The 19,388-nt window shown below is 38.3% G+C and carries 17 protein-coding genes; 7 read left to right on the forward strand and 10 right to left on the reverse strand.

The window, feature by feature from the left end:
• Nucleotides 1-246: 246 nt before the first annotated feature.
• On the forward strand, nt 247-735 hold the full coding sequence (locus VXM77_RS06235; protein ID WP_161832038.1) for a hypothetical protein: 489 nt from the start codon (nt 247-249) through the stop codon (nt 733-735).
• 755 nt (nt 736-1,490) lie between these two features.
• Nucleotides 1,491-2,999, forward strand: coding sequence for an FAD-dependent oxidoreductase (locus VXM77_RS06240; RefSeq protein WP_338505706.1), 1,509 nt, complete (start codon nt 1,491-1,493; stop codon nt 2,997-2,999).
• Between the two features lie 266 nt (nt 3,000-3,265).
• Here VXM77_RS06240 and VXM77_RS06245 read toward each other — a convergent pair whose 3' ends face one another.
• The gene (locus VXM77_RS06245) at nt 3,266-4,210 is read right to left on the reverse strand and encodes an IS30 family transposase (RefSeq protein WP_289461060.1); all 945 of its coding nucleotides are present in this window, start codon (nt 4,208-4,210) and stop codon (nt 3,266-3,268) included.
• A gap of 327 nt (nt 4,211-4,537) precedes the next feature.
• Between VXM77_RS06245 and VXM77_RS06250 the strand changes: the two genes are divergently transcribed.
• On the forward strand, nt 4,538-4,963 hold the full coding sequence (locus VXM77_RS06250; RefSeq protein ID WP_161832040.1) for a HutP family protein: 426 nt from the start codon (nt 4,538-4,540) through the stop codon (nt 4,961-4,963).
• Nucleotides 4,964-5,152: 189 nt separating this feature from the next.
• Nucleotides 5,153-6,133, forward strand: coding sequence for an asparaginase (locus VXM77_RS06255; protein ID WP_338505709.1), 981 nt, complete (start codon nt 5,153-5,155; stop codon nt 6,131-6,133).
• Nucleotides 6,134-6,167: 34 nt separating this feature from the next.
• Here VXM77_RS06255 and VXM77_RS06260 read toward each other — a convergent pair whose 3' ends face one another.
• The 3 genes from VXM77_RS06260 to VXM77_RS06270 all read right to left on the reverse strand — a co-directional run bounded on the left by VXM77_RS06260 (nt 6,168) and on the right by VXM77_RS06270 (nt 9,459).
• Nucleotides 6,168-7,547, reverse strand: coding sequence for a (p)ppGpp synthetase (locus VXM77_RS06260; RefSeq protein WP_262953415.1), 1,380 nt, complete (start codon nt 7,545-7,547; stop codon nt 6,168-6,170).
• A gap of 108 nt (nt 7,548-7,655) precedes the next feature.
• On the reverse strand, nt 7,656-8,300 hold the full coding sequence (locus VXM77_RS06265; protein ID WP_262953416.1) for a YiiX/YebB-like N1pC/P60 family cysteine hydrolase: 645 nt from the start codon (nt 8,298-8,300) through the stop codon (nt 7,656-7,658).
• A gap of 289 nt (nt 8,301-8,589) precedes the next feature.
• Nucleotides 8,590-9,459, reverse strand: a complete 870-nt coding sequence (locus VXM77_RS06270) for an SDR family oxidoreductase (RefSeq protein ID WP_161832043.1) — start codon at nt 9,457-9,459, stop codon at nt 8,590-8,592.
• Between the two features lie 152 nt (nt 9,460-9,611).
• Here VXM77_RS06270 and VXM77_RS06275 point away from each other — a divergent pair, with 152 nt between their 5' ends.
• Nucleotides 9,612-10,526 carry an aromatic acid exporter family protein gene (locus VXM77_RS06275; RefSeq protein WP_161832044.1) on the forward strand — a complete coding sequence of 305 codons (915 nt, stop codon included), beginning with the start codon at nt 9,612-9,614 and terminating at the stop codon, nt 10,524-10,526.
• A gap of 117 nt (nt 10,527-10,643) precedes the next feature.
• Here VXM77_RS06275 and VXM77_RS06280 read toward each other — a convergent pair whose 3' ends face one another.
• Nucleotides 10,644-11,459 carry a MerR family transcriptional regulator gene (locus VXM77_RS06280; RefSeq protein WP_262953417.1) on the reverse strand — a complete coding sequence of 272 codons (816 nt, stop codon included), beginning with the start codon at nt 11,457-11,459 and terminating at the stop codon, nt 10,644-10,646.
• A gap of 82 nt (nt 11,460-11,541) precedes the next feature.
• Here VXM77_RS06280 and VXM77_RS06285 point away from each other — a divergent pair, with 82 nt between their 5' ends.
• Nucleotides 11,542-12,168: a GNAT family N-acetyltransferase gene (locus tag VXM77_RS06285; protein WP_161832046.1), complete on the forward strand. Its 627-nt coding sequence runs from the start codon at nt 11,542-11,544 to the stop codon at nt 12,166-12,168.
• 72 nt (nt 12,169-12,240) lie between these two features.
• Here VXM77_RS06285 and VXM77_RS06290 read toward each other — a convergent pair whose 3' ends face one another.
• Together VXM77_RS06290 and VXM77_RS06295 are read right to left on the reverse strand one after the other, a co-directional pair.
• Nucleotides 12,241-12,417 (reverse strand): hypothetical protein, encoded by a 177-nt coding sequence (locus tag VXM77_RS06290; RefSeq protein ID WP_161832047.1) that lies wholly within the window; start codon nt 12,415-12,417, stop codon nt 12,241-12,243.
• 24 nt (nt 12,418-12,441) lie between these two features.
• Entirely contained in the window at nt 12,442-13,026 is a 585-nt protein-coding gene (locus tag VXM77_RS06295) for a hypothetical protein (protein WP_161832048.1), read from the reverse strand.
• A gap of 577 nt (nt 13,027-13,603) precedes the next feature.
• On the opposite strand from VXM77_RS06295, the gene abc-f reads away from it, so the two are divergent.
• Complete coding sequence (abc-f, locus tag VXM77_RS06300) at nt 13,604-15,103, forward strand: ABC-F type ribosomal protection protein (protein WP_161832049.1); 1,500 nt, start codon at nt 13,604-13,606, stop codon at nt 15,101-15,103.
• A 166-nt stretch (nt 15,104-15,269) separates the two neighbouring features.
• On the opposite strand, the gene VXM77_RS06305 is transcribed toward abc-f, so the two are convergent.
• From VXM77_RS06305 to VXM77_RS06315, 3 genes are all read right to left on the reverse strand, one after another.
• The gene (locus VXM77_RS06305) at nt 15,270-15,644 is read right to left on the reverse strand and encodes a zinc ribbon domain-containing protein (RefSeq protein ID WP_161832050.1); all 375 of its coding nucleotides are present in this window, start codon (nt 15,642-15,644) and stop codon (nt 15,270-15,272) included.
• Between the two features lie 201 nt (nt 15,645-15,845).
• Complete coding sequence (locus VXM77_RS06310; RefSeq protein WP_262953418.1) at nt 15,846-17,207, reverse strand: MATE family efflux transporter; 1,362 nt, start codon at nt 17,205-17,207, stop codon at nt 15,846-15,848.
• A gap of 96 nt (nt 17,208-17,303) precedes the next feature.
• Nucleotides 17,304-19,220: an LTA synthase family protein gene (locus VXM77_RS06315; protein ID WP_338505713.1), complete on the reverse strand. Its 1,917-nt coding sequence runs from the start codon at nt 19,218-19,220 to the stop codon at nt 17,304-17,306.
• Nucleotides 19,221-19,388 lie beyond the last annotated feature (168 nt).

Here is a 19,388-nt window from a genome sequence, read left to right on the forward strand (position 1 = left end):
CAGTATGCCTAAAAGAGTCCTAAGTCATACATCAGGAAGCGGAATTTAAATAAACGGTCTTTATTTTCTTCAAAAAAAAAGATGGACAACTCGTGCCCATCGTTTGTATGAAAAAATCAGTTATGCCGACTTTTCTACTATATGCAGGGTGTGATAGAGAAATGACATGTTAGCTGATAATTTTAAACGAATTAGTTCATAAATGGGGGGTGCCGTGAATAATTTATTGAGTAGGGAGGGTTAGTTATGGAAGAAATCGCAGTCATTGTTTTAGCACTATTCGGAATTTTAATTATTGTCAGATGTAATCTTGAAATGAATCAGGAGGCGCAATCTCGCGCGAGGATGACGGAAGAGAAGTTACGCTGGATGCATGATATTAAGGGCGCTGTTTCGAGGTATTGTTCGCTTATTGAGCAATATAAAAATAGTCGAATGTTAAGTTCTGATAAGAAAGCATCGAGGGGGCAACTTCATCAGATTAAAGAGGAAGTTGTGGAGTTGGATGCGTATTTAAAGTTGTATTTAAATTGGGCCCAGGATGGAAAGATTTTAACTCTTTTGAATGAACTGACGACGGCGGTTTTAACAGAAGCTGATTTATCAGACTTTGCTTATCGCAAGCTGCTTGATGAATACCAAAAAATGTTGAAGGTGGAGTGGGAAATCGTAAAAACAGAAGTGTCCAAAGGGCGCGAATTAAAAAAGGAAGAAAAAGGCCGCTTTATGAATTAGTGTATCATCGATTATTGGGATCTCAAATGGAGGTCCTTTTTGTATGCCACAAGTTTAAGAGGGAGTCTTTAAAGGGAATTCCCCACGACTTAATAAAAGGAGGGATTATTAAATAAAGGGAACCACATTCAAGGGAATAAAAAACGCAACAGGGTACGCGCGTTTTATCACAAAATTACCGAAGTAAGAGGCGTGATTCCAATGACTCCATCTAGTTTTAAAAAAGAGCAGAATCATTTTAAAATATTTGAGTTTTGACCCCAATTTGACCACGGTTTTTATAAAAAAAGGCGAATTTAACGGATTTAACGAACTCATAATCGTTGATATGACGCGATTTAAATTTAAACAGACATAACTACCGATAATATATATTATGTTAACTTACTAATAGTAAAACTATTAGTAAGTTAACATAATGAAGTTTATGAGAAGTTATGGATAGATGATCAAGAAATGGTTATTTATAAAGGGAAATCTTTTATGAACGCTCAGTTTATGTTTTTTTTGCAAAATAGTAACTGATCATACATAGTTTAACAGACTTGTTTCACACTATTAGATAAACATGTCCGTCTGATCCAGTTCTTTTGGGCATATCTCTATCTAAGTCTCAATTCGCTTTTCAGAGGTTGCCAGATGAATAGACAACGGAAATGATAGCCTGATTATCTTTTAGATAGGCTTATAAACGGTGAATGGCAGGTCTAGTTAGCTTAAGACGGATAATGATTAATAGTTAGGAGGTTTTACCGATGCATCAGTCTTTATGGTCTTTATCTCAGAAGACATCAACCTATCCCCCCCTTTCCCAACATACAAAAACTGACATCTGTATTGTCGGTGCCGGCATAACCGGGATCACGTTGGCTTATTTATTAAAAGACACCCCTCTCACGATTTGTTTAATAGATTCAGATCGTGTTTCAAGCGGAACGACAGCTTATACAACGGCCAAGGTGACAGCCCAACATGACTTAATTTATCATGAGTTGATCCACACATTCGGCCATTATGATGCAAAGTGTTATGCAAATGCTCAACTTGAAGCGTTAGACTTTATCTCCCAAACCATTAAACAGCATCGCATGGATTGTGAGTTTGAACGAAAGTTTTCGGCGATTTACACTCAAAACGCCCACGATATTCCGTTATTTGAAAAAGAATACGCAGCTTATCAGGAACTAGGATTAAAGGGACGATTAGTTAAGACATTGAATCTCCCCTTCCCCATTGAATGTGCATTGATATTAGAGAATCAGGCCCAGTTCAATCCGGTTAAATACACGACGGCTCTTTTAGAAGAAATCCAAACATACCCAAACATTCGGATCTATGAGCAGACTGCGGCAACCGATATTAAGAAAAAGGATGGGACCCTTACCGTGTGCACGTCGTTAGGTTATGAAATTGAGGCACAAAAGGTTGTTCAAACGTCGCACTACCCTTTTTATGATGACTTGTCTTTCCTTTTTGCTAAGATGGAGGCACAAACGTCTTACCTCATGGCGTGTGAAGGTGTAAAAAATATGCCTGAAGGCATGTATCTTTCTTACGGGCAACCTACCCGATCCATTCGAACGTATCAAAATTATTTATTAGTTGGCGGAGAAGATCATCGCACCGGAACAGAAAAAGAGACAAAGACTCGATATGAGGCGCTGACAAAGTTTGCAACGCAATACTTTGCCCCTTCAAATATTTCGTATCGTTGGTCAACAGAAGATTATGACACCGTTGACCGTCTTCCGTATATTGGTCAGATGAAACAAGGCGATCAGATTTTTGTTGCAACTGGATTTAAAAAATGGGGGATGACGACTTCGACGGTTGCTGCGCTTTTATTGAAAGATTTAATTTTAGGACAAGAGTCGCCGTATGCCTCTCTTTTTAACCCTAACCGTCAACACATCGCCCCTCAAATCAAAAACCTTATTCGTTATAATGCCCAAACGGCGTGGGAGCTCGTTAAAGGAAAGTTAAGAGCGGAAGAAGACTTATCCCAACTTACCCCGGGTGAAGCTATTGTTTTGAAACTGGATGAAGGAAAATATGGGGTTTATATGGATGAGCAAGGTGAAACATGGATGGTTGATCTTACGTGTCCTCATCTTGGATGTGAACTATCCTTTAATCGTGCCGAACGAACTTGGGATTGCCCTTGTCATGGTTCACGATTTGATGTAACCGGGGCGGTCGTATCGGGACCCGCCCACTCTGCGTTAAAGTCTACAACCAATCGAATTGACCCTAACCTCTTTTAAAAAATCTACAAAATCCCCTATTCTACCGAAGAGTAAGAATAAAATGTGTCCTTTTTGCGTCGAAAGCGAGTTGAAGTTGTAAGAAAAGGGAATCCTCTTTCAATTCCATTAGATTTGTTTAGTTTCAGTCACGAGATTTTATTGAAGCCTTATCCAATTGAACGTATAATAGATTTGAGCCAATTTTGTGCTCACACTCCTTATCTTTACCTACATTCCTAAAACACCATTGACCGGCAATGGTGTTTTTTTATTTTGACGAATTGTCAATACAAATGCGACAGTTTCTCATGAAATAGCTCGAATGAAGTTTTCCAACCTAAGCATTTTCGTGGTCGATGATTAATGAGGAGGAGGGCTTCATCAATCTCTTTCTCACTAACTCGTGCTAAGTCCGTCTTCTTCGGAAAGAATTCTCGAAGAAGACCATTGGCATTTTCATTACTTCCTCTTTGCCAAGAGGAATAGGCGTCAGCGAAGTAAACAGGAACCTTTAAATCTGCTTCTACTTTGGAATAACAAGCAAACTCTTTTCCTCGATCAACGGTATAAGTTTTAAAGGTGTCTTTAGGAAAATGTTCATATAACTCACTAATCGCTCGGTACATTTCAGATGCTGAGCGATTTTCGATTTTAACGGCGACATAAAATCGTGTTTGACGTTCAATAAATGTAGCTAAACATCCTTTACTTTTACCACGGCTTGAAACAACTGTATCAAGTTCCCAATGACCAAATGCCTGACGTTTTTTTACCTCTTTCGGACGTTGATGAATTGATGTCCCAATGTTAAATCGTCCGCGTGTTTCTCGTGGTTTTCGGCGTTTTCCCTTTTGCCTTAAACAGCTTAAATCCCCTAACAAAATCGTTCCGTCATAAATCCAACGATAAATAGTTTTGAATGAAATAACACCCTTTAAAACCGTATTAGAAATTTGTTCAGGCGACCAGGTTAACTTTAAATAATGTTGGATGGTTTGAATAACTTCTTCAGATTTGGTCTCTGGACGATGACAAACTAAGCGACGTTGCTCGGCTAATTCATCTGCTAGCTCTGCTTGATACGTCTTTTGAGTATTTCGTTTTAGTTCACGAGCAATGGTTGAATGATGACGATTTAATTGCCCCGCAATTTGTCTCGTTGAATAACCCATTTTTGAAAGAACTTCTATACGTGTACGCTCAAATGTGTTAAGATGTTTATAACTCATAAATAGATCTCCTTGTTAAGAATTTGGTGTGGTAACTTCATTCTATAACAAAGAATTCTATTTATGAGCTTTTTTTATTTGTCGCACTTAATATTACAATCTGTCTTTTAAAAAAATCGAAAAAACTTTGTGTTTTATTTAAAAAAGGTGTAATCTTAAAGAGATAGTTCTTTAAAATAAAATGATGAATGTTAGGTGACCCAATAATACTTAGTTGATGCTCTGATAAAGCTATAGGGTACCGCTATTGAGGTAGAATCCTTTTTGGCTCGCGGGTCGATTTCGGCGTCTATATATAGTTATTTAATATAAGGAGGATTTTACACGATGAAGTCATTTAGTAGTTTAGATGTTGCTAAAGCTGCTGTCCGAGTTTCAATGACGTCTAGTCGTCAGGAGGAGGAGCAGCTAATTAAAGATTTAAATAGACAAGGCATTCAAGTAACAGCTGTTGATATTGGTGGCAATTTGATTCAGTCTATCCCAAAAATCATTGAACGTGCGATTATTGCCGCACGGAAAACGCATGTGACAAAGGAGTCCTGTGTGTTAGATGGGGCTGTTGCAGGTGCTGCTCGTGATGCAATTATGCAAGTTTCAATGAAAGCGACAGGACTGAATGCTGGAGGAAAGATTTCCATTGCGCGATGCGGAGAACATTTAACGGTATGCGTCTTTTTAAGTATTGGATTACTTCATCTTGATGATGTGGTGATCGGTTTAGCTCACCGTTCGGTGCCTGCTACCCTTTAATGGTTATGCCCCCCCTTTTTTCTCCCGCTGCTTTTTCGTGAACGTCATGATGAATTTGTTCTTGGTTATCAAAAATAAGGGGTTAAGGAAATTGTTTTCTATTTTTTGACAAATAGTTGCAACACCTATGTATAATGAGTACAATATTATGTAGTACGATAAAAACTAATGAACGTGGAGGCTTTTTTTATGGCAAACAAAGTAGCAGTGATTTTTACAGGTGGAACCATTTCAATGAAAGTAGACCCACGTCTGAAGGCCGCGATTCCTTCGATGTCAAGTGAGGATATCATGTCAATGGTCACGAATATTGATCAAGTGGCTGAACTTGATATTGTCGAATTTGGTAAACTTCCGGGTCCGCATATGACGCCGGAAAAAATGATGGAATTAAAAGAGGTCGTTGAATCTAAATTGTCACAAGAAGACATTGTGGGGGTTGTTGTGACACACGGAACGGATAATTTAGAGGAAACAGCGTTTCTTTTAGATGTGTGCATTGACTCTGAAAAACCAGTTGTTGTCGTCGGTGCAATGCGTAATGGATCAGAACTCGGTTATGATGGACCAAGTAATTTAGCAGCCGCTATTTGTACAGCCGTTCATCCTAATTCGCGAAAAAAAGGAGTTTTAGTTGTCCTAAATAATGAGGTGAATAGTGCTCGATCGGTAACTAAGACCCATACGATGAGCCTGGATACATTTAAATCGTTAGAGTTTGGTCCAATTGGGATTGTTGATCAAGATGATGTCATCTATTATCAGAAACAATCTACTCCAACGAAACATGTGAATACACATGCCATTGAAACGAATGTTCATTTATTGAAGGCTGTTTCAGGAATGGACAGTACACTTTTAAATTTCTTGGTCGACCAGGGAGCAAAAGGAATTGTCATTGAGGCGATGGGGCGCGGAAATGTTCCCCCAATGATGATGGACGGAATCAATCGCGCCCTGGCTTGTGATATTCCAGTTGTGATTGTTTCACGTTGTCCAATGGGGCGTGTGTTAGGATCATATGGATATGAGGGTGGAGGTGCACAGTTAATCGAAGCTGGAGCTATTTTAGCAAGTAATTTAAATGGTCAAAAGGCTCGAATTCAACTGATGCTTATTCTGAGTGTGACTCAACAACATGATGAAATAAAATCATACTTTATGGATTAAAAAAAGCAAAAGCGAGAAATCGCTTTTGCTTTTTTTATGATAATTCTTCAAGTAAATTTTGCTTAAATTCTAAAAGGACAGTCTCTTCTTGAACGAGCCATTGATCATAGGTGGAAATTTGTGAGGTAATATCACGTAAAGTTTCCGCCATAATAGATGTGACCTTAGTTAAATTATGTTCATATATACACTCTACATCATCAATTAAAATAATGGTATCTGCTAAAGTCTCAATTAATGTATCCATAATAAGTGGTGCTTTATCCTCAAACTGCGAGGATAATGTCTTTTTCAACCGTGTAATGGCAGGCGATGTTTGATAAATTTGTTCTAAGAAAGATAAAAACTTTTCAAAGTCATCGACACTATCTTGTGGTTCGATTTCAAATAAGATTTTGAAAAATAAATTCCAGTGAAACTCTTTATTCATGACCTCTCGAAAATAAGGCCCTATCAGTTGTGAGAAAGTTGAATGATAAACCGGTTCTCGTGAAAACACAATTGGAACGTTAAATTCAACCTTATCATTTGAAATTTCTGATAGACGTTCAAGCGCCTTAATTAAAGAATCACTAACTGTTTGGATCTCAAACATTCCATTTGGGAAAAACGTATACTTCATAATGGTTTGGCACGCCTTTTTGATGTTTACATTCATCCCTAATTGCTCTTTCAGTTGAGCCGCAAAAATATCATTGCACATTTTAGCCATCGCCTCTTCGAGATTACGACGTTGGTAATCCCCATCGGTTTGGCGTTGTTCAACATTTCGATAGATTGAGAGCAACTGTTTATCGAGTAACGCGAGGTTATTTTTAATCGAATGCATCATTTCAACGAGTAAATCGTCAACTAATAACACATTATAGTTTTTATAAATAATTTTATGTTCAATTTCACTCCAAAACAAGTTAACGAGCGATTTAATTTGCAACTCAAATGGCAAATCGTGATCGGTATCCGTGATCACTCCGTCAATTCTAAAAATTTTAAACCCGTTCTTTTGACGTTGAGGTTGTCGTTCATCGAGATAAAGCTTAATATGGGGATTATTTTCGTTATAATATCCCCCCTCTTTATTTCGCACATCGAAATGTTTTTTAAGGACTTTAAAAATCTCGCGTTCATCTTGTTCAAATCGGCATTCAATGCGAACGCCAATCAAATCCGATAATTGATAGATTAAATGTTTTGGATCATCAAACTTTTTATAGTACCCCTGGCGAAGAATCTTTTCCTTTAAACTATCATGTCCTTTGACACGTGTCGTAATATTTAAAAAATCCTTCGAATACAATTTCATAATTTCATTAAATTCTATTTTCAATAATTTTGAAATAACTTCAAAATGATCCCGCTTCTTATCTAATGTTAATAAAGCAGTATCGATATACTTTAATTCTGCTAATGGCACTTTTAAACTCCCCTTCTTCCCATAAAAATTGCCCTCATCTATTTTAACTTAAAATGCATTCGGATGCTAATGAAAAAAACGTATGAATTTCACATAAAAAGTCAGAAATTACGACCAACCTCCTTCAGTTTCAAAACCATAGGACGCGATTTCAAAAAAATAAGGACTCTTCGCAATATCTTTTGGGGTCACAAAATACCCGCCGTTACTATCTACATCGATGCCAATCTGATTAAAAACTTTCCACACAATATCGGCGCAATGGGTCGCCGATAAATCGGCTTTTCGAGCAAAAAGATGATAATCAATGCCTAAAAAAGGAGTGAAGTTTTGAGACATTAACCGATCCCGTTGACTAGCATCCTTTAATCGAAGAACTTTAACTGTCGGATAATAGTTCCACTTTTCTAATGGTTCAAGCGTGGAGCTTTCTCCGTAGCCTAGCGCCTCTAAAACAAGTCCCTCTTTCGCATCAATCACAACCCCAGCGTGTCCGTGACGGTAAAATAGCGTGTGATTAGATTTAGTGATTAAAATATCTCCTTCTTGAATATCCGTTAATTGGTGACAGATCACCTGCTGGTTTTTTTCATCCACACATCGCTCCTCAAGCGTTAATAAACCGACGGAGTAATCAGCGACCTGAACCGTCGGAATGCCAAGGGTTGATGGCGTGTAGGCTCCTTGCTCCACCCATAGGCTTAACCCACTCATAAGGAGAGTAAAAAGGACGGGTAATAAATAAGGCTTCACGTACGAACGCCCCCTATCATTGTCAGCATGTTGTTTTCTTAGTTATTGCACGCCTTTTTATTATAACATATTACCGCTTCGTGTCTGTTGATTTTGTTTACGAACGTATGTTTGACATCATGGATATCTGTTATGCGAACATGTGTTTGTTAACGAGTTGAACCTTCTTCCTCTGTCACGAACGATCATTTGTTTTTTGGGTTCTGGGGAGGGAAAAGACCGGATTTTTTTGTGTTTAACGCTCACTGAGGGATAGTTTTTCACACACGAGGTGTGAACGAATGTTCGTTTAGCTGTTAGTGATGGTTCCCCCATTAATATGAATTGTTGTTCCCGACATATAAGATCCTTCAACTGAAGCGAGTAAAACATAAGCCCCCGCCAATTCAACAGGATGTCCCATACGCTTCATAGGAACGCTTGTTCCATGTTCGGCGACCTTTTTCGCATCGAAAGATGCAGGGATTAACGGGGTCCATATCGGCCCAGGTGCTACTGCATTGACGCGGATTCCTTGAGGTGCTAAATTCATCGCTAACGAGCGGGTGAATGCTGTTAATGCCCCTTTGGTGGATGAATAGTCTAATAGCATCTCATGGCCTTCATAGGCGGTAACAGAAGTCGTATTGATAATGCTATCTCCCGCTGTTAAATGGGGAATGACCTCACGTGTTAAATAAAAGGTTCCAAAATAATTCACATCGAATGTACGATGTAACTCTTCATCTTTTATTTGGGTAATATCAGCTTGGGGATATTGGACGGCAGCATTATTAACTAAAATATTAATTTTTCCAAACGTTGTTAATGTCTGATTAACAATGTCTTGCGCAAATGAGGCATTTGCCAAATCTCCTTGAATTAATAAGCATTGTCGGTTTAATTTTTCAATCTGTTCCTTCGTTTTTTTTGCATCCTCGGTTTCGTTATAATAAACAATGGCAAGGTCCGCCCCTTCTTTGGCAAAAGCAACAGCTACCGCGCGACCGATTCCTGAATCTCCACCAGTAATAATCGCTACTTTATCTTGTAGGCGGGCCTCCTTTTGATAGTCCGGATGCTCATAAATAGGTGCTGGATCCATGACAGACTCGATTCCTGGCTGTTGATGTTGAACTTGTGGCTTCGCCTTTTTAGGAAATGGTATCGACTGATTCATCACTAAAAACCCCTTTCGTAAAAACAATCAATGTTAGTGTGGCCGAATAAACAATTTTTATCAAAATTTTGTGATATTTTATTGATTCCTTGAAAAATCAGTAATATAGTAGTAAGTAGTCAGTTTTTAAAGGAGTCAAAGGAGCGAAAAAGATGAGAATTAGTTCATTTATTGGAATGCGAACATTTAAAACGGGAATTGCGGTTGTGATTACTGCCGCCCTTGGCCATACTTTTTTAGTAAGTAATGCTTTTTATGCAGTCATTGGGACGATTTTCGCATTGCAAAATACGATGAAAAGTTCGCTCGTTGCCGGAAAAAACCGTTTATTAGGAACGGTTCTAGGTGCAATCATTGGTTATTTATTTGCCCTTTTTCAGTTAAACTCTCCCCTCTTTGTTGGAATTGCGATGATTGTAACGATTGTTTGTTGTAATAGGAGTAAAATCAGTGCATCGATTATCATCGCCACCACGGTTTGCTTATCGATTATTATGGGAATTACCGCCGATCACGATCCGCTGGTGTACTCGTTATTAAGAACAACGGATACGTCGATTGGAATTATTGTTGGAATTGTGGTGAATTATGTCATTGCACAGCCTAACTACCTCGGGCGACTCACCTCAGAGATTGAAAAAATCGAATCTTTAACGCTTGAATTAGTAAAGAATATTTTAATTCATCAAGATTTAAATATGCAACCATTAAATTTAGAATTAAATCGCTTAAATGCAATTTATCATAATTATTGTGAAGATACAAAATTTCATAAGCATCCCGTTTCCCTTCAACAGTTAAAATGTTCGATTGATGCCTGTCACGATATTTATTTCCACGCGAAGTGTATTGCTAAACTCAATCATGAAGAAACAGAGATGACCTTTGAAAATAAGATGGAAATTATTGAGTTCTTTAATACGGGGTGCCAAAAATCTATCCAGTTAGAACAACCGATCGATCCTATTTTTGAGTATCATATTTATAAAATGTTAGCTCAGGTTGAACTATTAACTTTAACCATTCAAAATTTAAGCTTTCATTTAGGAACAGAAGAAAAAGAATAAGAAAAAAGCGACGCCTTTAAATAAAGAGCGATCGCTTTTTTATATGCCTGATAAACGAGGAAGCTTCTTTCTTAGGGAAAGTTGAGCGGGATTTGTCCGTAACGAGGGATCTCTCCCTTAATCTTCAACTTTTTCTTCAAGAATGGGAATCATGACCTCTGTTAAATACTCCTCTTCTCTCTCAATGACAAATTCATTTAATCCCCGCTCATAAGCGTATGCCCCTAACTGAAGATGATGTTCCTTTGCAAAGTGAAGCATCCGTTCATAAACAGCGGGAATCCCTTCCCACGTCCCCCGGTGATACCCACAAAGATAACGCCCCTTCGGTTTTCTTAATGAAGTAGAAGGGATCGTCTCTTCAAAGCATCTAAAAAAGAATCCTTCATGAGAATTAATCCCCTGTTGACGCACGCCATCTAATGAAATAACCGTTCCTATTCCTAATGGTAACTGCTCCATTGAAAAATGTTCCTTGATTTTTTTGAAAAATTCAGTGTCCTCCAATCCCTGACGCACCTCTAAAAGAACAATGGCGTCTTCTTGACAATCAACGATCTGAATCTTTTCCTCCACCGGGTGAAGACTTTTTTCTACTTGCTCTTTTTTTAACTGTAAGATCTCGCATTGACGCTGTAATTGCTTTATCTGTCTCGCCAACTCATCTAACTTTTCATCCGCCAACTTTAAAAAGTCTTGGGCATTGGGCTGCTGTAAATATGTGCGAATCTCATCTAAACTCAACCCTAATCCTTTGAGAAATTGAATATACTCGAAATGAACACTTTGGGTCGTGTCATAATAGCGGTACCCATTTTCACCTTTTTGTGTTGGGGAAAAAAGGCCGATGGTATCATAATAGTGCAAGGTCCGTTTATTCACCTGATGTAAATTTGAAAATTGTTGGACCGTTAGCAAATGGGATGGTTTCATTTTTTTATTTCCTCCTTGACCTTACAGTAACTGTAAACTTTATTATATAAAGTGTTCAAGATAAAAACAAGGAGGAAATCAGATGGACTTAAGCTTTAGACCGTATCAAGAAAGAGATTTTAAACCTTTAACGAGGATCATTCGACAAACTTGGCACTATGACCAGTTAACGGACTCAAAGACAGCCGGTAAAATGGCGGCCGTCTTTTTAAGAAGTTGTTTGGCTAATCAAACCTTTTCAATGGTTGCCTTATATAAAGGAACCCCGGTCGGAATCATTTTAGGTAAAAATTGTTTTACCCATCGGTGTTCTATTTATGAACGATTGCGACAGATTCAGGCCATTCTTCACCTTTATGCCTCACGAGAAGGACGCCAGGTAGCCCAATTATTTGGCAACGTAAGTACTGTTGATCAACAGTTACTAAAAGAATGTAAAAAAACGTATTCAGCTGAATTAGCGCTATTTGTGGTCGATTCGAGTTACCGAGGAATGGGACTTGGGCAACTGCTTTATCAAGCATTTTTAGATTACCTTCATCAAGAATACTTACACGACTTTTATTTATTTACGGATACAAGTTGCAATTTTGCCTTTTACGAACGGAAAGGGATGACGCGCCGTTGCGAGCTAAAAAAGAAGGTGACAATTAAAGAGGGCGTACACGACATGAATTTTTTCATTTATGATGCGACTCTTTCCAACTAACGTATAAGGACGCCAGTTTACCTTCTATCAAAAAAAGGGAACCGAAGTGAGATCCCCTTTTTTGATGCCTCATTATAAAATTGTATCTGTTAATTTAGTTAAAACATCGCGCAACTCACTTAAGACAGTAGGGTCGACTTCAACAATCCGCTCCCCTACTCGAATAAAGTATTCATCGTATAACTTACAGTGATAAACCTGTAACTCTACCCCATCTTTATCCGTATATTCAAATATGCTTTCCCCCATTTGAACACCTTCTCTCCTCAATGATTAAACAATCTTTAACTCAAATCGATTGATCACATAATCCTTTCCGCATCCATTCATCTGCATCGCAAAAAGGAGTGCCTCCTGCTTCGTTTTCCATGCTGAGTAGTGGCAAACCCTGATGTCCCGCTCGTTGACCACATAAAGACAGAGCCAATAATGGTTTGGAAGTTGAAGGACGCGTTCTAAATCATCGATATCAATCACCACATCCCCGTCTAAGTGTAACCTCACAATCGCCTGGGCTAATATATATTTATTGATGTCTATGTCCCCTTCATTCCATTTTTCCTCGATGCATTCAATAATGTCATTAATTTTTTTAATCAGTTCATGACCTTCTAACGTTAAATCAAGGACATAAGACGTAAATTCTGTCTCTAAATTGGAGTAAATATAAAATAACGCGTGGCGAACCTTCGTTAACTTGGCACATTCTCCTTCTAATTTATGATAAAGTTCCCCATTAATTAAAATAATTATATTATTGTTTTCAAGCAGTCCCTGACAATGCTCAATAATTTCATCGATTTCGGAGAGACACGTTCCAATATTTCTTTTAATACGCAACATTGTTTGACTAAGCATACACAAACACCCCCCTCTTCTATAATATATGACAAGCCCCCCTCGAATGAGAACCTAAAATGGCAACCGTTTCAGACGAAAAAAAGAAGATTCATTCTGTTTGGAATTGACATGCTTTGTTTTCTATGTTAAATTACTGTGTATTGAGGGAAACAAAATCACGATGAAACATCGGCCTTTCTCACTTTAGGGATCGGCGGTAAAGACCTAGTATGCGTCCGATGAAAATTGATTCTAAAGCGCCGCGTGGATAGGATACCGTAGATGTATAGTGACATGCCCCTGCTGACTTTTTTTAATTTGAATCGAAAGAGGTGGAAAGATGATTAACTTTTTTGACAAAGAAAATAAATTAACGGTCTATGTTGTGATGGACGCGTTGTCTTTACGTCAAAAAAGTAATCTTTCGATCTGATTCTTGCCATCAAGTGCCCCCTTTTGGGCATCACATGTGAAAAGGAATCCTAAGAATGAACTTTCTTGGGATTCCTTTTTTATTTTAAGGGAATCAGAACCTCAAGGGACAAGCGAACATCCTGTAAGAATCGTTATCTTTTAACCCAAAGGAGGAATTTTGATGTCCATGATTAAAATTGAAAATTTAACTTTTGCTTATCCAACGAGTGGCGATTATGTGTTTGAAAATCTTCATTTGCAAGTTGACACGGACTGGAAACTCGGTGTCATTGGGCGAAATGGTCGTGGAAAAACGACGTTGTTTCGGCTTTTACAAGGATTGGAGTCCTACACGGGAACCATTGTTCATTCTGTTTCTTTTGATTACTTTCCGATGAATGTGCCAGTTCCGCAACAATCGACGGAGGAGGTGTTACAACAGTTATGTCCGATGAGGGAAACATGGGAATTTATTTGTGAGTTTTCGCAACTGGATCTTTCAACTGATATTTTAGCGCGCCCGTTTCAGACGTTAAGTGGCGGGGAGCAAACAAAAGTTTTACTTGCCGCTCTTTTTTTAGGAGAAGGAAACTTTCTTTTAATTGATGAACCAACGAATCATTTAGATGCACATGGAAGATCGTGCGTCGCTGCCTATTTAAAACGTAAAAAAGGATTTATGCTTATTTCTCATGATCGGCATTTTCTAGATGCGTGTGTGGATCATATTCTTGCCCTAAATAAAGAAACCATTGAGTGTCAATCTGGAAACTTTTCATCGTGGTTTGTCAACTTTAATCACCAGCAAGAACAGGAACTTGAAAGGAATCAACAATTAAAAAAAGAGGTCCTGCGACTTCAACAGTCGATGCGCCAATCAGCCAATTGGTCCCATCAAAAAGAGGCGACGAAAATTGGACCGGTTGATAAAGGATTTGTCGGCCATAAGGCGGCTAAACTTATGAAGCGTTCCAAATCAATTGAGGCACGGCGTAAAAAGGCCATCGATGAAAAAGCGGCGCTTTTGAAAAATATAGAGAAACACGAACCTTTAAAGTTAGTTTCTTTACCCTATTCAGCTGGCCCTCTCCTATCACTATCCGATGTTAGTCTTTTCTATGATCACCGTCGTCTTTGTTTCCCCATTTCTTTTTCTCTTTCCGAGGGGGAGCGTCTATTCATTGAGGGGAAAAATGGTAGCGGTAAAAGTAGTTTGCTTCGTTGTATTCTTGACTCGTCGGTCTCTTACACCGGAACCATTAAACGATCTTCTCATCTTATCATTTCCTATGTGCCACAGACGACAGATCATTTAAATGGAACACTTCGCGCATTTATACAGGAGCACCAACTAGATGAAACACAATTTAAAACTATTTTGCGCAAGTTAGGCTTTGCTCGACAACAATTTGAAAAAAAGATAGAAAATTATTCTTCGGGTCAAAAGAAAAAGATATTAATTGCAAAAAGCCTCTGTGAAAAGGCCCATCTTTACATTTGGGATGAGCCTCTCAATTTTATTGATCTTTATGCACGAATACAAATTGAACAACTTATTCAAGAAGTTAAACCGACCATGATTGTCGTTGAACACGATCAGGCGTTTAAACAAACCCTTGCAACACGCGTGCTGACACTCGAAACAAACGCCTCGTTATTTAACACTGACCCTAGCTGCTAGGTGGCGTTCCTATTTGCAGTGTCTACGAAACATCGCAAACTAAGGATGTTGAACAAAATCAATACGCTTTTGGGAGAAAGAAGAAAGTATCCTTTTGAAAAGGTAATTTTCTCGTTTTACAGTAAGATATAAAAAAGTGGTCCTGAATTGGACCACTTTTTTTAGGCTACAATTTTTGCCCACAAAACGGACAATAGATAAAGGTTCCTTCTACAATTTCATGACAGGCCTGACAACGTCGCTTTCTTTTTTCAGGTGATTCAATGATTTCCTGATCCCAAAGCGTTAATTCAACCGCTTCTCCCGCTTCTAATAAACGACCTTTATCTAATGGGATATTTGCTACCATCTGACACGATGAACACCGGATAAAATAACGAATATTCCACTTAAAAATGGGTAAGAAAAAGAAATGAAATTGCTGATAACACTTCATTAACGTAAATCGTTCCGTTTGTCGGCAAGACTTACACATCATCGGAGGTAATTCTTTAATTTCACTCATCTTTTGATTGATTCCAAACACACCAATAAAAAACATGGTTTTCACTCCTCATCTTTCTAGCACTTATTGATCATTTTCAAATCTATCTTATTATCGTTGACCAAGACACGTTCATGATATCCATGAAAAATGGGGTAGGATTTTCCTACCCCATTTTATAGTCCAAAACAGATGTCGACTTTTTCTTTGGCTTATGTGCGAACTGATTGGGGTCAGATTCTGAGTCATTGAAGCCGCTTAAACCAATTGATTAATCCATTTTTTCGATTTCACTCGAACAATTCCTAAAAGGACTTTAACGACTTCCTCGAATTGAACAATCATTGCAACGACAATGAGTGGAGCATGGAAGTACTTGACAGCAATAAAGGTTCCAAGGACACCGACGCTCCATAGAATTCCCAGTTCAAGAAGCATGGCGTATTTTGTGTCACCACCTGCCCGAAAAATTCCGACGATGTTAATAATATTGATAAATCTAAAGGTTAAGCCTATCGCAAAGATAATTAATACATAGGCCATTGTTTCCAATGTCGAGAAATCAAAATCGCGATATAAGCGAAGCATCACAGGAATGCACATGACAAGTAAAATTCCTGATAAAACTCCGAGTACGACTCCAATTTTCAAAAAGAGGATCGCTTCTTTATACGTTTTTTCTTTTTCACCGGCACCTAGTTTTTTCCCAAGCATAACCGTTGAAGCATTTCCGACCCCTATTGCGGCGATGAAGAAAATATTAAAAATTGAGTTGACGATGTTCATAATTGAAATCGCCTCAACGTTAATCATTCCGTAAATCACCATATATGCGGTCGTTCCAAGCCCCCAGAAACACTCGTTAATCACAACAGGTAAGCTCGTTACCATCAATTTATTAATGAGCGATCGGTCAAACGAAAGTAAAACCGATAACTTAGGGTTCATGGTATCGGTCTTTAGATAAGCAAATCCAAGAACTAAAATAAACTCGACGACCCTTGAAACAAGCGTTGCAATGGCTGCTCCGACCACGCCAAGCGCAGGACAGCCAAAGAGTCCGAAAATTAAGACTATATTTAAAACTGTATTAAGGGTCAAGGCAATGACCGAGGCAATCATCGAAAATTTCGGTTTTTCTACGGCCCGCAACCCCATGCTATAACCGAATGATAAAATCATAAACGGATAACTTAACGCTGCAATCTTTAAGTATTTTGCCCCTAACACCATAACGGTCTGGTCATTAGTAAAAATACGAATAATTTGTTCCGGAATAAATAAAGCCATCCCTGTAAATAAAACAGCTAGACCCATTCCGAGCACGAGCGTAAACCCGAGTAGACGATGAATATTACGTAGGTCCTTTTTCCCCCAATACTGGGCGAAGTAAACCATTCCCCCGCTATATATTCCAAACATCACCATATTCAATAAAAAATAATATTGATTGGATACCCCAACAGCGGCAACCGCATCCACCCCAACACGACCTACCATTAAGGTATCTACCATGTTTAGACTTGAGGTTACTAACTGCTGTAAGGCAATTGGCAATGCAATGATCCATAAATCCCTATAAAAGGAGGCATGTTGCCTATAATGTTTCATTAACTTCATTTCATTACATCCTTTCCCTAACGACAAACATCAATAAAAAAAGAGGAAGAATCGACATTCTTCCTCTTTCAACTATATCAAATCAAAAAAACGGTGTCAATCCTTCCGCGTAAGTTTTATCTCCTCTCCAAGTACCTCTTGACGACGACTTAATTGCTTGAGAGAAAGACAGGAAAATTCCCTTGGCTCCATTTTAACAAGAAGTTTAGTCTCATTTACAAATTGAGTTTCTACCCGCTTCTGATCGATAAACAATTGAGAATCAATGTTAAAGCCGGTTCCCTCAACAACTAACCCCTCGTCAGTAAAGGAATAGCCACTGATATGCTGTTCATTTAACCCAAATACCATCGGTTGTTCAGGTGATAAATCAAAGGATGGAGTTAAATAACCCTTTCCTTCTAATAGGTCATATTGTGCGAGTCTTAATACCTCGCGATAAGCAGTGTCATGACAATAACTTTCATGCACCTGTTGAATGATAGATAAGGGACAGTTTAAACTATTCATTAACCATGTTCCAACATCATAACAATTTAAAGGTGGCAACGGATTTAAATCAAAACTTGGATGGAAATGAGCAGCAAAATAATCCACTTCAAAGGGATCCTTTGAATAGTATGTTTCATCCGTTAAAATCGGTAAATTAGGCAGATGATCAGAGAACATAAACAATACTGTTTCCCTCTTAGAGGCAGCTAAATCATCCATTAAACGGTTTAACTGAAGATCGAGTTGATAAAGACGCGTCACATAATTTTGTAAAGTTTGTCTAACTGGCTCTTCAAGATCTCCAAACACCTCTATAGGAGAAAGGTGGTCTGGAAGTTTTTCATCATACGGTTGATGGGTTCCTGCTGTAATTCCATAGATAAACGCTGGTTCATCGTGTTTCAACGTCTTGATAATATAATCCATGACCCATTGGTCATTCATTTGTGCTAAATCGTGTGGCGTAGCAACCCCACTCATGTATTCAATCGGGATATAGCGTGAAAACCCTAACTTCTCATAAGCTAAATGACGGTTATAAAAATTCCCCTCATAGTTATGAATTAAGGTTGAAACATATCCCTGACGTTTAAGCTGTGTGGCAAGTGATTCCACCGACTTTTTCCTAAGAACAGACAAATGTGGGATCTCCCCGGGCTTTAAAAGTTCGGCACTCATAGAAGTTAAAACGGAAAATTCAGTTTTAGCTGTTCCTCCCCCAAAGGTTTGAACTTGCATCTTTTGGCTTTGATTCGCTCGTTTCAATCGCCGAAACGTCGGAATTGGATCTTGACTAAATGAGACCCCTTCTAATAAGAGCGGATCAAAAAATGATTCTAACTGTAAAAAAATAATATCTGGTTTGATCGCGTGACTGTTCACCTTTGCTGTCTGATCCATTCCTTTTAAGATATGCTTCATCGTCGCTTCACTATATGCGGTTGGTTTTCGATTTAAATAAGGATATAACGAATTCATCATTGCATAAGCAAACCCCATTGCCGCATATTCCTCTGACGAAGGATGAGAAAGACGTTTTTTTTCCAAGCGATTAATCCCCCAGATTGAAAAAACCAAATAAAACAACGCAAAAAATGCACAACCACTATGAATAGACGTTTGAAACGTAAACACATAACCACCGGCAAACATTAAACCAATCATCGCAATCAGAATCGATCCAATTACGGGTGGAGTAAAGTAGTGGGAAGAAAGACTCAGCCCCTCTTTAATTAAAAAAATATCTGAAAACATCAAGGCATAACCACGAAGAAAGGTTACGATGGCATTAACAATCGATAAAAATAACCAAAAAAAGATGACACAACTTAAAAAGAAAAGTTTTCGTGACATGAAAAAAACAGGGACTAACGTCGCCGATACAATGAGCAAATTAATTAGCGCGTATCGAGGACTCCGCTTGACAAAACAAAAGGCTTTGCGTACGGATTGAAATCGAATGATTTCCATTATTAAAGTTAACAAAGTAGAGAGAATCAACCATTCGATTAAATCTTTCACCCTAACTACCTCCTACTTGACCATTTAACATAGATTTTAACGTTACCATATAATAGCTTATCTTTCAACACCTCTTACATATTTCCTACAATAAATCACAAAAAAAGCCGGTAATCTTCCCCTAAAGGAAGAGTGAACGGCTTTCATTCAGAAAACTTCCTTCCTTAC

It is taken from the genome of Turicibacter sp. KK003, assembly GCF_037014675.1.
Lineage (GTDB): Bacteria > Bacillota_I > Bacilli_A > MOL361 > Turicibacteraceae > Turicibacter > Turicibacter faecis.

Coding starts and splice junctions, on each gene's coding strand:
- VXM77_RS06275 (WP_161832044.1), top strand. CDS start 9,612: ATGAGAATTAGTTCATTTATTGGAATGCGAACATTTAAAACGGGAATT.
- VXM77_RS06240 (WP_338505706.1), top strand. CDS start 1,491: ATGCATCAGTCTTTATGGTCTTTATCTCAGAAGACATCAACCTATCCC.
- VXM77_RS06305 (WP_161832050.1), bottom strand. CDS start 15,644: ATGTTTTTTATTGGTGTGTTTGGAATCAATCAAAAGATGAGTGAAATT.
- VXM77_RS06255 (WP_338505709.1), top strand. CDS start 5,153: ATGGCAAACAAAGTAGCAGTGATTTTTACAGGTGGAACCATTTCAATG.
- VXM77_RS06295 (WP_161832048.1), bottom strand. CDS start 13,026: ATGCTTAGTCAAACAATGTTGCGTATTAAAAGAAATATTGGAACGTGT.
- VXM77_RS06235 (WP_161832038.1), top strand. CDS start 247: ATGGAAGAAATCGCAGTCATTGTTTTAGCACTATTCGGAATTTTAATT.
- abc-f (WP_161832049.1), top strand. CDS start 13,604: ATGTCCATGATTAAAATTGAAAATTTAACTTTTGCTTATCCAACGAGT.
- VXM77_RS06245 (WP_289461060.1), bottom strand. CDS start 4,210: ATGAGTTATAAACATCTTAACACATTTGAGCGTACACGTATAGAAGTT.
- VXM77_RS06270 (WP_161832043.1), bottom strand. CDS start 9,459: ATGAATCAGTCGATACCATTTCCTAAAAAGGCGAAGCCACAAGTTCAA.
- VXM77_RS06285 (WP_161832046.1), top strand. CDS start 11,542: ATGGACTTAAGCTTTAGACCGTATCAAGAAAGAGATTTTAAACCTTTA.
- VXM77_RS06290 (WP_161832047.1), bottom strand. CDS start 12,417: ATGGGGGAAAGCATATTTGAATATACGGATAAAGATGGGGTAGAGTTA.
- VXM77_RS06310 (WP_262953418.1), bottom strand. CDS start 17,207: ATGAAGTTAATGAAACATTATAGGCAACATGCCTCCTTTTATAGGGAT.
- VXM77_RS06280 (WP_262953417.1), bottom strand. CDS start 11,459: ATGAAACCATCCCATTTGCTAACGGTCCAACAATTTTCAAATTTACAT.
- VXM77_RS06250 (WP_161832040.1), top strand. CDS start 4,538: ATGAAGTCATTTAGTAGTTTAGATGTTGCTAAAGCTGCTGTCCGAGTT.